The following is a 13,268-nucleotide window of genomic DNA, read 5'->3' on the forward strand; positions in this document are numbered from 1 at the left end:
GGCGCCCCCCTCCGCGAAGGGCCTCAACACCGAGGGTTTCCGCCTGTACCGGGCCGGCCGCTACCCGGAGGCCCTGGAGAAGTTCCAGGCCGCCGCCAAGGAAGACCCGGCGTACGCCCTGCCCCGCTACAACGCCGCCGCCACCCTGGGCGTCCTGCGAAAGCAGGGCCGCGTGTGCGAGTACGGCGCCCACCGGGACGTCATCGTCGAGCACCTCTCCCAGGCGGTGAGGCTGGACGCCCGGCGCCTGGCCCGCGCCCGCCAGGACGCCGACCTGGACGGCATTCGCGACACGCTGGGCTGGCAGCGGCTGCTGGGCCGCATCCCGGAGCGCGAGGCGGATGTGCCCTTCCTGCTGCGCACCGTCGCCTGGTACGGCCCGGGCGTCGGCGTCCAGGGCAGCACGCGGGGTTTGCGCTTCCTCACCCGGGGCAGGGCCCTCCTCTGGACCCGCTCCGTGGACGCGGACGGCCAGCTCCAGCGAAGCGAGGTGTCCGGGACGTACTCGGTGACTGGCCGTCAGGTGGAGCTGCGCCTCAAGGGACAGGCACCCCGCACCGGCACGCTGACGGAGGCAGGTGCGCTCACGTTCCCCGAACTCGGAACGTTCACCGACGCGCCCTCGGAATGCGACGCCTGAGACGTCACGCGTCCGAGTGCTGACCAGCCACCACTTGGGATGACGGGGCTCGCACGCCTACAGAAGCCCCACGAGAAGAGCGCTTGGTCCTCACGTGAGAGGACGCCAAGGTGCTCAGCGGGGGCGGACGGGAACGGGCCTCGGCGGGCGTTTCAGGTGGGAGGCCACCAGCACAATGGCGGGGCCCCCACCTCGCTGCTTCAGGCGGCCTTGATCTTCGCGGCCGGAGGAGACAGCGCGTACCACGCCGTCCGGAACGCCTTCAGCTCGCGCAGCCCGGCCGGGTGCCGACCGAGCGCCGGCGCCATGGTGACGGGCAGGCCCAGCTTCTTCTCGATGGCCTTCGCCGCGTTCAGCTCCAGCTTGCGGCGGTTCTCGCACTTCTCGCAGGTGGACTTGGGGCCCACGCGGTTGACGAGAATGCGCTCCACCGGGAGCTTCCTCTCCTTCAGGTACTCCACCACGCGCTCGGTGCGGGACGCGGCCAGCTCCTCGCCGCGGGTGACGACGACGAAGCGCGCCTCGGTGGGAGACGCCAGCGCCTCCTCGAAGCGCTTCGCGTGCTTGATCATCCCCGCGATGTCATCCGCCAGCTCGCCCAGGCCCTTGGCCCGGTGCTTGTTGAGCACGGTGTGCAGCGCGCCCAGCCACGTCTTCGCCGTCTCCGCCAGCTCCACCACGCGCACGGAGTTCACCACCGGCGACGAGTCCACGACGATGCGCTTGAAGCGCTCCTGCACCAGCGCGTCGGTGAGCACGCTCATCGCAGCCAGCTCGTCGATGCCCGGGGGCGCGGACTCCAGCAGGTTGCGCAGGTAGAGCAGATCCGCGGGGACGTCGTTGCCCGCCTTGGGCGCTCCCTCGAAGGCCTTCTCCGCCTTCTCCTTGAGCCGCTTGCGCAGGGCGTTGAACCAACCCGCCATGTCCAGCTCGCGCGCGTACAGGCCCTTGGTGCCCTTCACCTGCGTCTCGGTGTCCGTCAGCCGGCTCTGGAGCACGTCCGACAGCGAGTGCGCCGGATCCGTGGAGATGAGGAGCACCGGCCCCTCCTTCTCCGTCAGCGTCACGGCGGCGGCGGCGGCGCAGGAGCTCTTGCCCACTCCGCCCTGCCCCACGAAGAAGATGAGCCGCGTGGGCGGCAGCGGCGGCGCGGCGATGGGCGGCATGGACGGCGCGCGCACCAGGGCCGGAGGGCCCTCCGCGGCGGCGAACTCCAGCGCCTTCGTCTCCTTGCCACCCGCCCACGCCTTCGCGAACAGGCCCACGCCGTCCAGCCCGCGCGGCGCCACTTCACGACGACCCAGCAGGTGGACCGGCACGGCCTTGTCCAGCGCCTGGAACTTGCGCACGTGCGGCGCCTGCAGACCCCGGCGGCCCTGACACGCGGGACACCCCTCGCGGTCCTCCACCTGGTTGACGACGATCTCCGTCACCGGCAGCCCGCGCTCGCGCAACTGGGTGAAGAGCATGCGCGTCTGCGCCTCGGGAACCGGCTCGGCCAGCGCCACCAGGTGGAAGGCAGTGCGCGCGGGGTCCTTCAAGAGCCCCAGCAGCTTCTCCGCCTTCTGCCCCAGCGCTTCCAGGTAGGTCGGCTCCGCCGCGGCGGCCTCCGCCTTCTTGCCCTTGCCCGTGGACGGAGCCGGCTTGTCACCGCCCGCCTTCACCAGGCCCAGGAACTTGCGCAGCCCCACCGGCAGGTCGAACAGGCGCAGCGTGTGGCTCGTGGGCGAGCAGTCCACGACCACCCGGTCGAAATCCTCACCCTCCAGCAGCGACACCACGTGGAAGAGCCCGACCAGCTCCTCCAGCCCGGGGACGGCCTGCTGATACAGCGAGCCCAGCTCCTCCTCGGAGAAGTGGGTGCCCTTGCCAGCGGCCTTCTTCAGCGCGGGCAGGTAGTCCGCCAGGAACGGCTTGAGCAGCGCGGCCGGCTCCAGCTCCAGGCCCCAGACGCCACCCTCACCCTTGCCCGCCACCAGCTTCGAGGGCTTCGCGGTCAGCTTCTTCTTCAGCAGATCCGACAGGGAGCGCACCGGATCCAGCGAAACGAGCAGCACCCGCTCCTTCGGGACCTCCTCCGACAACCGCAACGCGTACGCCGCCGCGAGCGTGGTCTTACCGACCCCGCCCTTGCCGCCGAAGAAGTGAAGAACTCGCGCGTCGCTCATTGCGTTGTGGCCTTCCTTGTGCCCCCCCGGCGGCACTCTGATGCACACTCCTGATTTGCCGAGAAGAAGGCGTCGGAGTTTGCCCGGTGCGTCGACCTGTACGGCCGGGCCATCCCTGTGGGTGGGAGTCGACCACAGAATCCCTTGTCCAGAGGTCAAAAGTCAAGAATTGACGCGGGGTTTCGCGGAGGGTCGGCCCCTCTCGGCACCTCCTGCCAAGGCCTTCTTGACCGCCCCTCCGAGCCGCTCCAACAGCGCGGAATCCGGAGGGGATTTCCTACCCGTCAGGTCAGCGAGCGACCAGGTTGTGGGCGCTCAGGGGGCCATCGCCTCCCTGTCCGCCCAGCGGCCCGTTGTCACGCGAGGGCCCGCCTTGCTGAGTGCGCGCCTCCGCCGCATAGCGATTGAGCTTGTTGTAGAGCGTCTTCTCGCTCACCCCGAGCACCTCCGCCGTGCGCGCCTTGTTGTTGCCATTGCGCTGGAGGCTTCCCAGGATGTACTCGCGCTCCACCGCGTCCAGGCTCAGGCCAAAAGGCAGGCGGAACGTGTGTCGTTCCGGGCCCTTGCCCGCCATGTCCGGCGGCAGGTGCTCCCGGGTGATCAGCTCCCCGTCGCAGAGGATCACCGCGCGCTCCACCGCGTTGCGCAGCTCGCGGATGTTGCCCGGCCACTCGTAGTTCTTGAGCACCTCCATGGCCTCCGGGTGCACCCCGGACACGCGCTTGGCCGAGTCCCCGCGGAACTTGTCCACGAAGTGCTGGACCAGGATGGGCACGTCCTCGCGGCGCTCGCGCAGGGGCGGCAGGTGGATCTGGAACACGTTGAGGCGGAAGTAGAGGTCCTCGCGGAACCGCCCGTTCTTGATCTCCTGCTTCAGGTCGCGGTTGGTGGCGCACAACACGCGCACGTCCACCTCGAGCTCCACCTTGCCACCCAACCGGCGCAGGCGGCTCTCTTCCAGCACGCGGAGCAGCTTGGCCTGCAGGTCGATGGGAATCTCTCCCAATTCGTCCAGGAACAGCGTGCCGCCGTGGGCCAGCTCGAACACGCCCGGACGGCGCTGATCCGCGCCGGTGAAGGCGCCGCGCTCGTGGCCGAAGATCTCCGATTCGATCAGCGTGGCGGGGATGGACGCGCAGTTGATGGCGATGAAGGGCTTGTCGCGGCGCAGGGACAGGTTGTGGACGGCGCGGGCCACCACCTCCTTGCCCGTGCCGGACTCGCCGCTGATGGACACGCTGGCCTTGGACGGGGCCACCTTCTCCACCAGCTCGATGACCTTGCGCATGCCCGCGGACTGGGCGATCAGGTCCGAGGAGCCCAGTTGCTTGAGGCGACGGCGCAGCGTCTGCACCTCGCGCATCGTCTCCTTCTTCTCCAGCGCGCGGTCGATGCAGACCTTGAGGCGCGCGGTGTCCAGCGGCTTGACGATGAAGTCATACGCACCCTCGCGGATGGCCTCCACCGCCGCGTCGATGGTGCCGCGGCCCGTGAGGAACACCACCGGACAGTCCGGCAGCTCTTCCTTGAGGTTGCGCAGCAGCCACAGTCCGTCGGTCTCCGGCATCGCCAGGTCCGACAGGACGACGTCCGGTCGAAACTCTCCAGCCTTGCGCAGGGCATCGTGCCCGTCGAAAGCCGTCTCGACCTTGTGCCCCCAGGTGCTGAGCATTTCCGCCAGCGCCTCGCACGTGTCGCGTTCGTCGTCCACGGCCAGGATTCGTGCGCTACCCAAGATGAAGACCTCCGGTACTGCGTCGTGACGCGAATGGGGGATGACTCTGAAGGAGAAGCCTGGCGCCCGGTACAGCCCTCAAGCGCGAGGAAAGATGAGCCGGCAGGAACCACCTCGGACATGGAGGTCCACTCCCAGCTGGGCACAGCGCAGCCCCAGGGCCGCCACCACGTCCGCGTGCTCCGGAGCGCTGTCGCCCCCGGTGTCCTCCACCTCCAGCACCGCCACCGAGCCTTCTCCTCGCACCGTGACGCGCACCGAGCCCCCGCCCTCGGCCCGCCGGAAGCCCCGCAGCAACGCCTGGATGACGAAGAAGCCCAGCTCCGAGGTGTCCGCCAGGCGGACCAGCACGCCCGCCTCCACCGCCACCTGCACCGTGGCCCGACGCTTGCGTCCCTCGTGAGCCACCACGCCCAGCGCCCGCGTCGTCGCGTCCGACAGGTCCACTTCGCCCGCCGTGCCGCCCCGGGTCACGATGAAGTCGGAGAACTGCCGCAGGATTCCGTCCACGCGCTGGATCTGCTCACGCAGCGCCTTGAGGTTCTTCTCCTGCGACGGCGGCACCTGCCCGGTCTCCGCCTTCAGCTTCTCCGACAGCACCTCCAGGTGGATGGCCATCGCATTGAGCGGGTTGCGGACGTCGTGCAGCAGGCTGTCCATCAGCGTCTGCACGGCGCCATAGCGGGCAGCGCCCACCACGGGATCCGTCGCTTCCTGGGCACGCACCACGCTACTGGACACAGCCGTCGAGCTAACCAACGGAAACTCCTCGGGTTTTTCGTCTCCCTCTCCCGCCGCCACCCCACCGCCGGCAAGAGTTAGGGAGCCTGTTCCACAACGTCAACCCTGGGTCGGTAATTCTTGCCGGAAACGGCAAATTCCCGAGTGGAGTCAATGGCTTGGACAGGCTCCGGAGTGTTGTCCGGATGACGCTTCCCGAAGGCTTCCAGCAGGCGCTTCAGGTCGAGGACGCGGGAGGGCGCGCGGCCTCACCCAGGCCGACGAGCTCCAGCTTGAGCTGGGAGGCCACCTCGAAGATGCGGGGGTCCCGATAGAACTCGCCGAAGACGATGCGGACGAGGCCCGCGTTGGCGATCAGCTTGAAGCACGGCCAGCAGGGGCTGGCGGTCGTGTAGATGGTCGCTCCATCAATGGCCACGCCGTTGGTGGCGGACTGGATGATGGCGTTCGCCTCCGCGTGCACCGTCGCCACGCAGTGTCCGTTCTCCATCATGTGGCCCACGTCGTCACAGTGCGGCAGGCCGCGGATGGAGCCGTTGTAGCCGGTGGACAGGATGGTTCGTCCACGGACGATGACGGCCCCCACGTGCTTGCGATCACACGTGGCCCGCGTCGCCACCTGCTTGGCGATGTCCATGAAGTACTGATCCCACGAAACACGTCCCGACATCCGCTCGCCTCCTGGCCCGGGCAGATGTAGCGCGCAGCGGACGGCTGTCGACAAAAAGGCGGCTCAGCGCCCGGCGGCGTGAGCGACGCCTCCCTCGCCAGGCAGGCTGCGTTCCAACAAGCGCCCGAAGCCCTTGGCCTGCAGGAACTGTCGCACCTTGGTGCTGGGCGCGGCGAACGTCTCGCCGGGCATGGGCACGTCGAAGCTGTAGCTCTCCTCACGCACCGCGAAGTCCACCTGCGCCGTGCGGTAGCCCTCCACGATGGCCAGCAGCCGGCCCGACTCCAGGCTGAAGATGCCGCCGCCCGACGCGCCGTAGCCGATGGGCGCGTCCGTCTTCACCATCCTCGGACGCCGGGACTCCCGGTCCCACTCCACCTGGGACAACATGCCGCCGGACAGCGACAGCGCGCGGCCATACGGCGACGCCGCCACGACGACGTCCTCGCCCAGCTCCAGCTCCGCCTCGTCCGCCAGCTCCACCGCGGGCAACGCCAGCCCCGGCACCTTCACGAGCGCCAGGTCCAGGTCTGGCACCTGACCGGTCGCCACCACCTGGCCCACGTGCGACTCCACGTCCGCGCGGCGGTCCACCAGCACGTTCAGCGTGGGGGCTTTCAGGTCGTCCATCACCACCGCGTGCGCATTGGTGATGACCCACGCGACCACGCCCTCCGCGCTCCGCTCGGAGCCCACCACCACGCCAGAGGCCGTGCGCCTCACCTTGTCCGCCTCCGTGATTTGCAGGCGCACGTTGTGAGGGAGGATGCGGCGCACCATCTCCTTGCGCGTCGGCCTCGACGGCTCCGGTGTGGATACCCGCACCACCTCCGGCGGCGCCTGAGGCACGGGAGCGCTGGCGGGGGACGCGGGCGCACCGGCACACGATGCGAGGGCGAGCAGGGCGACGGGGGCGCCCAGGAGGAAGCGGGTCATCGACTCTCCGGGATGAAGGACGGCGCTGAGACTGCGAACTCGCTTGCGACGCCCATCTTCCCCACGCCCCATCCTCATTGGAAAGCAGGCGCCCTGCAGGGGCCGGTCGCCTGCCCGCCCGGCCTCAGGCGTAGCGCTTCTTCATCAGGAACAGGATGGCGTCCTTCGCGCAGTACTCGCAGTAGCCGTAGCGCTCCGCCATCGTCTTCAGCGTGCCCTGCACCTGCGTCTGCTCGCGCGTCGACAGCTGGTTTCGGTCCTCGGAGAGGTACTTGAGGACGTTCTCCTTGTTCTTGCGCAGCACCCGCTTGCGCTCCTCGAAGTAGTGGTCCCTCAGGCGCTTGAACATGTCCGGGAAGATGCGCGGGTAGTCCATCGCCAGGTCTGGATTGTCCAGCCGGTGCGCGCCGATGGAGGAGATGAGCCCGCGGCGGAACTCGGAGACCTCTTCTCCGCGCGGCATGACGATGGCTTCCACCTCCTGCATGCGCTGCTCGTCGGGCTTCTCCATCTCGCCGGTGATGCGGTTGCGCATCTTCTCGCCGCGCACCCAGTGGCTGACGCCCTGGATGTAGCGCTCCACCAGCTCGCGATACTGGCCCTCGGAGACCAGGCCCATGGACTCACGCACCTCGGTGTCCACGCGGTCCAGGTACTCCGCCTCCGCCACGCGCACGAACTCCTCATGGTCGTGGTAGCCGTCCACCACTTCCTGGAGCAGGAACTCGTAGACGCTCTTGTCCTTGCAGATGGCCTCCAGCTCCTCGAGCACCGCCAGGCCGTTGAGGCACTTGTAGTCGGGGTTCTGCGCGGCGTTGAACAGCGCCGTCTTGATTTCGCGCGCGCTCGCGCCCACGCGCCCCTCGTAGTTGGGGTACGCGTCCGACTCGGTGAACAGCTCCTCGCGCAGCTTCCTCAGCTCCTTGGTGTTGGCCAGGCTGAGCCGGTCCGGCGGCGCGCCCTCCTCGTACAGGTGCAGCTTCTCCACCGGCGTGACGTGGTCGATGAGTTCCTTCACATCGCTGGGATAGCGGTCCGGAATGGGCTTCTTCAGGCGCGTGAGCACGGCCCACATCGCTGCCAGCTCCGTCGCGTGGGGCGCCACGTGTTTGCCCACCGTCGTCGCGGACACCTGCGCGTCGTAGATCTGCTGCTCGGTGCGGTAGCGGCGCAGGTAGGGCACGCGCACCAGCTCGATGCGCCCCTTGAACGACGCGAAGTCCGGCAGCTCCTTGAAGGCACCCAGGTGTTTCTCGTTGGACGACGCGATGAGCACCTCGTCCAACTGGAGCACGAACGGCTCCAGCGGCACCTCGCTCGTCTCGCTGAACCCCAGCAGGTACTTGAACGCCTCCAGCGGGCGCTTGAGCAGGTCCGCGTACTCGATGAGGCCCCGGTTGGCGTGGACGAGCGGCCCGTGTGGTTCGAACAGGACGGTGCTGTGCAGCGGCGCGGGCACGTTGAGCTGGGTGCGGTCCGCGGTGATCTGCTGGACGACGGCGTCCACGCTCATCTGCGGCTCCACCGTCACCGTGGCCACCTGGTAGCGGCGCGACACATAGAAGCGCTCCACCTGGACGTGGCGCATCACCTTCAGCCAGTCGCCGTTGTACGAGTTGAGCAGCGCCGTGTAGATGCGGCGGCACTTGGAGCACAGCTCTCCGTCCCGCACGTAGTCGGACAGGATGTAGTCCCCCGACTCCCCGTCCCCGGTGCCCAGCCCCTTCTTCTTCAGGGCCGTCTCCAGCACCTTGCGCCGCTCGCCCGGTGGCATGGCGAACATCGGATGATCCCGCAGCTCGCACGGCATGCGCAGGTCGATGTTCTCCGCGTCCAGATGCGCGAAGGTCGTCAGCTCCCCGTTGCCGTCCGTGCGCTCCCCGAAGCCAATGGAGCCCTTGATGAGCTTCTCCGAGGGGAACACCCAGGCGATGCGGTAGAGCGCCCCCTGCGGCAGCCAGGAGTACGTCTCCATGCCGGCCTTGAGCGCGTTGACCAGCGTGGACTTCGCGCTGCCGTTGGGGCCGTGCAGGAAGATGAGCTTGTTGATGCGGCCGGCGCGCACGAAGTTGCCGAGCACCCGGTAGATGGCGTTCTGCACCTCCTCCTGCCCCGCCACCCGGCCGTCCCGCCCGCTGCCCTCCGTGTTGAAGACCTTGAAGCGGCGAATCGTCCCCGTCGGATGCGGCACCGTCTCCGTGCCGAAGTGGTCCATCACGTCCCGGAGGTACTGCGCCGCGTTCCGCGCCTGGGCGCGCGGATCGTTGATGAAGAGCGACAGGTACTCCTCGAAGGACAGGATCGAACGGTTCTTGACGAAGTCGGCGTTCACCTGCGTGCCCACTTCCTGCAGATAACCCTTCGCGTCCACGGTGGCTCTCCTCGTACGGGTCAGTTCTCTCTAGTCACGGGCCCGGCGCTCCGCAGCCTCCGTTGGCCTCCCCAAGACCTTTCCGCCCGGCCTGCTGGAAGTCCAGGCCCCTTTGCCGTCATGTCGTCCAGCCCACGGGCTCGGGCAGCCGGTTGCCCTCCAGGGAAGAGAGTGGCCGGGTTGGACTTTTCGCCCGACATCGTGCGGGGTTCCAGGGTTTTGCCAGGAGCCGACCGGAGGCGAGCGGGCGCGCTGGGTGTAAGCATACTCGCGTGGGGGCCGGGGGTGAGATACGGTCCGGACCTTCTCTTCGGTGCCCACCCGGAGTCCAAACACGATGCACAAGGAGCCCATCATCGGCATCGACCTCGGCACGACGAACTCGTGCGCGGCGATCGTCGAGGAGAGCGGGAACGTGAAGCTCATCCCCTACAAGGGCGGTGAGTACACCATCCCCTCCATCTTCGCGATTGACGACAAGGGGAACGAGCTCATCGGCTACGAGGCCAAGCGCCAGTGGCAGCTCAACCCGCGCAACACCGTCTACGGTGCCAAGCGATTGGTGGGGCGCACGTTCGGCAGCGACGTCGTGGAGACGATGAAGAAGGTCGTGGCGTACAACCTGCGCCCCGGCAAGAAGAACGAAGTCACGCTGGATGTGGGCAAGAAGGAGTTCACCCTCCAGGAAGTCAGCGCGAAGATCCTCGGGAAGATTCGAGAGGTCGCGTCCAACTACCTGAAGATGCCCATCAAGCGGGCGGTGGTGACGGTCCCCGCGTATTTCAATGACAGGCAGCGCCAGTCGGTGAAGGACGCCGGCAAGCTCATCGACCTGGACGTCGTGCGCATCATCAACGAGCCCACCGCGGCGGCGCTCGCGTACGGCGTGGGCAAGGGCCTGAAGCAGAAGGTCGTCATCTACGACCTGGGCGGCGGCACCTTCGACGTCTCCATCATCGAAATCCGGGACCGCGTCTTCGAGGTGAAGGCCACCGGCGGCGACGTCTTCCTGGGCGGCATCGACTTCGACAACGCCATCATCCACCACGTCCTGAAGGACTTCGCGGCCAAGACGGGCATCGACCTGGCCACGGACCCGGTGGCGATGCAGCGCATCAAGGACCTGGCCGAGCGCACCAAGATCGACCTGTCCGCGCGCGACGAGGTGCCGTTCAACATCCCCTTCATCACGATGACGTCCCAGGGCCAGCCCCTGAATATCGAGATGAAGTTCACCCGGAAGATGCTGGAGCAGCTCACCAACCACCTCGTGGACCGCACGCTGCAGATGGTGGCGCGGGTGCTGGTGGATTCGGGGCTGTCCACCAAGGACATCGACGAGGTCATGCTGGTGGGTGGGCAGACGCGCATGCCCGTCGTCCAGGACCGGCTGACCAAGTTCTTCGGCAAGCCGCCCAGCAAGGGCGTGCACCCGGACGAGGCCGTCGCCATCGGCGCGGCGCTCTACGCGCACTCGCTCCAGGACGACACCAACCTGCGCATCCAGCTGCTCGACGTGATTCCCATGGCCATTGGCCTGGAGAAGGCCGGCGGCGCCTTCCACGTCGTCTTCCCGCGCAACGCGCCCATTCCCAACGCCAAGCAGCTGCTGGCCACCACCAGCATGGACAACCAGACCGAGCTGGCCATGCGCATCTTCCAGGGCGACCACGAGATGGTGGTGCGCAATGACATGCTCGGCGAGTTCACCTTCTCCGGCATCCAGCAGGCCCGCGCCGGCGGCGTGCAGGTGGAAATCACCTTCGATGTGAACATCGAAGGCATCCTCACCATGCGCGCCAGGGACCCGGCCACCGGCCGGGAGATGAACACCACCGTGCGAGTGACGCAGAGCTGAGCGCTCCGCCGTCCCCTACCGGGACGGCAGCGCCGCCAGTCCCTGCTCGCGCGTCTCCTCACGCTTCTCCGACACGACGAACGGCGTGGAGTCCTCGGGCGTCACGTCCCGGGGCCCCTCGCCGCGCAAGAGTTCGAAGACGGTGAGCGACGTCGTCGCGCCGTGCAGCACCTGCTCTCCCTGCGGCGCGTAGACGAAGGCCTCCCGGGCGCGCTCACGCGTCCTGTCGCTGAGGAGCACCTGCCCTCGCCGGGCCAGGCCCGCGAGCTTCGAGGCGGTGTTCACCACCTCGCCCAGCACCGTGTAGTCGAGCCGCCCGGACGCCTTCGCGCCGATGCTCCCGGCGACGAGGTCTCCCGAGTCCAGGCCCATGCAGACGCCGTGCGCGTAGGGCGCATGCGCGCCGCCGCGAGTGGCCAGGGTCTCCAGTTGACGGCGGATGGACAGACACGCCTCCAGCGCCTGGTCCACGTGCCCAGGTCCGCGGAACACGGCCATCACCGCGTCCCCGACGAACTTGTCCACCGTGCCACCGCGCGCGAGGATTTCCGGGACAATGGCCTCGAAGTTGGCGTTGAGCCGGCGCAGCGACTCCGGGGGCGCCTGCTGGCTGAGCACGGGCGTGAAGCCATCCACGTCGATGAAGACGACGGTGCCCTCCACCCACTCGCCCGACATGTCCTCCGTGCCCTGCAACATCGGAGGAATCCGCTCCAGCACGCCGCCGGGGACGAACATGCGCAAGAGGCCGTTCTCCTCCGTGTATCGCACCGTGCGGCGCAGCTCGCGCACATGCTTGAGCGTCTTGATGAGCGTCGCCTCCATGTCCGGGAAGTCGATGGGCTTGGTGATGAAGTCGAAGGCCCCCCGGTTCATCGCCGTGCGCAGGTTGCTCATGTCCCCGTACGCGGAGACGATGACCACGCGAGTCAGGGAGCTGACCTCGCCCACGCGGGACAGGAAGGTGAGCCCGTCCATCCTCGGCATGTTGATGTCGCAGAGCACCACTTCGGTGTCGGGATTCTGGCGCAGCTCCTCCAGCGCCTCCTCGCCGTCCGACGCGAAGAGGAACTGGTACACGGAGCGGCGGATCTGCTTGCGGAAGCTCTGCTCCATCAGCACCGCGACGTCCGGCTCGTCGTCCACCACCAGCACCTTCGCCGGCCGTGACGGACGCCCCGCCTCCACCCGCGCGATGAAGTCCGAGGACAGCTCGTGCGCGGACTGGTAGCGCCGCGAGGGCTCCACGTCGAGCGCGCGCGCGAAGAAGGCATCGACCTCCGTGCCCAGGCCGGGCACCAGCGTGGACGGCGACACGGGGGCCGGAGGCACGTTGCCCAGCCGCAGCTGCCGCAGCGACTCCAGGGGGAACGGGTGCTGGCCGGTGAGCGCGCGGTAGGCCACCACGGCCAGGGCCCACAAGTCACAGCGGTGGTCCAACCGGGGCGACAGGCCGCGCAGCTGCTCGGGGCTCATGTAGCGCGGCGTGCCCGCCATCTCCTCGTCCGGATGAGGCTGAGCGTCGCCTCCCTGCGTCAACAGGGCGAGCCCGAAGTCGAGCACCTTCACCAGCTCCCCCGCCGTGCTGCGCGAGAGGAAGAGGTTGGCGGGCTTGAGGTCCCGGTGGATGACGCCCGCGGCGTGCGCGGCGGTGAGCGCGCGGGAGGCCTGCGTGAGCAGCCGCTCCACCATGGCGAGCGACAGCCTTCCGCGCCGGTTGAGCAGCGCCTCCAGGTCCTCGCCTTCCAGCAGCTCCATGACGATGTAGGGCTCGTCACCGGAGAGGTCGCAGTCATGGACCTGGATGACGTGTGGACTCTGGAAGCGGGCGATGGCCTGCGCTTCCCATTCGAACTGGCGCAGCGCGTGGGGGGTGGGCGCGCAGTGGCTCGCCATCAGCTTGAGGGCGACCAGGCGCTGGAGCTTGGGATCCCTTGCCACCCACACGGTGCCCATTCCACCGCCCCCGAGCACCCGCTCCAGGACGTATCGCCCGCCGATGACGCGTGGCTGAGACATGTCGTGTTCGTTCATGTTTGTTCGCCCCGAGCGGCGGGATGATGGCACATGGGGTCCACACCCGGTACCCCATCCCGGTCCCTCCCTACCCAAGCGGACGGGCCACCTCGTGCGAGGTGGAGATGCGGCG

General features: G+C 68.3%; 9 protein-coding genes. 2 read left to right on the forward strand and 7 right to left on the reverse strand.

All coding sequences use genetic code 11. The annotated features are described in order from the left end of the window. The coding region (locus FJV41_RS23495) for a tetratricopeptide repeat protein (RefSeq protein WP_141644771.1) at positions 1-640 on the forward strand (640 nt) is incomplete at its 5' end. A 200-nt stretch (positions 641-840) separates the two neighbouring features. Here FJV41_RS23495 and FJV41_RS23500 read toward each other — a convergent pair. From FJV41_RS23500 to FJV41_RS23525, 6 genes are all read right to left on the reverse strand, one after another. Further along, positions 841-2,808 carry an ArsA family ATPase gene (locus tag FJV41_RS23500; RefSeq protein ID WP_141644772.1) on the reverse strand — a complete coding sequence of 656 codons (1,968 nt, stop codon included), beginning with the start codon at positions 2,806-2,808 and terminating at the stop codon, positions 841-843. A 289-nt stretch (positions 2,809-3,097) separates the two neighbouring features. After that, positions 3,098-4,543 (reverse strand): enhancer binding protein Nla6, encoded by a 1,446-nt coding sequence (gene nla6, locus FJV41_RS23505; RefSeq protein WP_141644773.1) that lies wholly within the window; start codon positions 4,541-4,543, stop codon positions 3,098-3,100. A gap of 78 nt (positions 4,544-4,621) precedes the next feature. After that, positions 4,622-5,302: a sensor histidine kinase gene (locus FJV41_RS23510; protein WP_181790867.1), complete on the reverse strand. Its 681-nt coding sequence runs from the start codon at positions 5,300-5,302 to the stop codon at positions 4,622-4,624. 199 nt (positions 5,303-5,501) lie between these two features. Continuing rightward, positions 5,502-5,954 (reverse strand): deoxycytidylate deaminase, encoded by a 453-nt coding sequence (locus FJV41_RS23515; RefSeq protein WP_141644775.1) that lies wholly within the window; start codon positions 5,952-5,954, stop codon positions 5,502-5,504. 63 nt (positions 5,955-6,017) lie between these two features. Then, positions 6,018-6,890 (reverse strand): S1 family peptidase, encoded by an 873-nt coding sequence (locus tag FJV41_RS23520; protein ID WP_141644776.1) that lies wholly within the window; start codon positions 6,888-6,890, stop codon positions 6,018-6,020. Between the two features lie 124 nt (positions 6,891-7,014). Beyond that, on the reverse strand, positions 7,015-9,261 hold the full coding sequence (locus FJV41_RS23525; RefSeq protein ID WP_141644777.1) for a PrkA family serine protein kinase: 2,247 nt from the start codon (positions 9,259-9,261) through the stop codon (positions 7,015-7,017). Positions 9,262-9,598: 337 nt separating this feature from the next. Here FJV41_RS23525 and FJV41_RS23530 point away from each other — a divergent pair, with 337 nt between their 5' ends. After that, positions 9,599-11,119, forward strand: a complete 1,521-nt coding sequence (locus FJV41_RS23530) for an Hsp70 family protein (protein WP_141644778.1) — start codon at positions 9,599-9,601, stop codon at positions 11,117-11,119. Between the two features lie 15 nt (positions 11,120-11,134). Here the strand turns inward: FJV41_RS23530 and FJV41_RS23535 are convergent, their stop codons facing one another. Beyond that, entirely contained in the window at positions 11,135-13,138 is a 2,004-nt protein-coding gene (locus tag FJV41_RS23535) for a protein kinase domain-containing protein (protein ID WP_181790869.1), read from the reverse strand. Positions 13,139-13,268 lie beyond the last annotated feature (130 nt).

This window comes from Myxococcus llanfairpwllgwyngyllgogerychwyrndrobwllllantysiliogogogochensis (genome assembly GCF_006636215.1).
GTDB classification, from domain to species: Bacteria; Myxococcota; Myxococcia; order Myxococcales; family Myxococcaceae; genus Myxococcus; species Myxococcus llanfairpwllgwyngyllgogerychwyrndrobwllllantysiliogogogochensis.

What these genes read in the sequence shown, in the direction of transcription:
- FJV41_RS23520 (WP_141644776.1), bottom strand. Translation starts at nt 6,890, where the DNA reads ATGACCCGCTTCCTCCTGGGCGCCCCCGTCGCCCTGCTCGCCCTCGCA.
- FJV41_RS23500 (WP_141644772.1), bottom strand. Translation starts at nt 2,808, where the DNA reads ATGAGCGACGCGCGAGTTCTTCACTTCTTCGGCGGCAAGGGCGGGGTC.
- FJV41_RS23530 (WP_141644778.1), top strand. Translation starts at nt 9,599, where the DNA reads ATGCACAAGGAGCCCATCATCGGCATCGACCTCGGCACGACGAACTCG.
- FJV41_RS23515 (WP_141644775.1), bottom strand. Translation starts at nt 5,954, where the DNA reads ATGTCGGGACGTGTTTCGTGGGATCAGTACTTCATGGACATCGCCAAG.
- FJV41_RS23535 (WP_181790869.1), bottom strand. Translation starts at nt 13,138, where the DNA reads ATGTCTCAGCCACGCGTCATCGGCGGGCGATACGTCCTGGAGCGGGTG.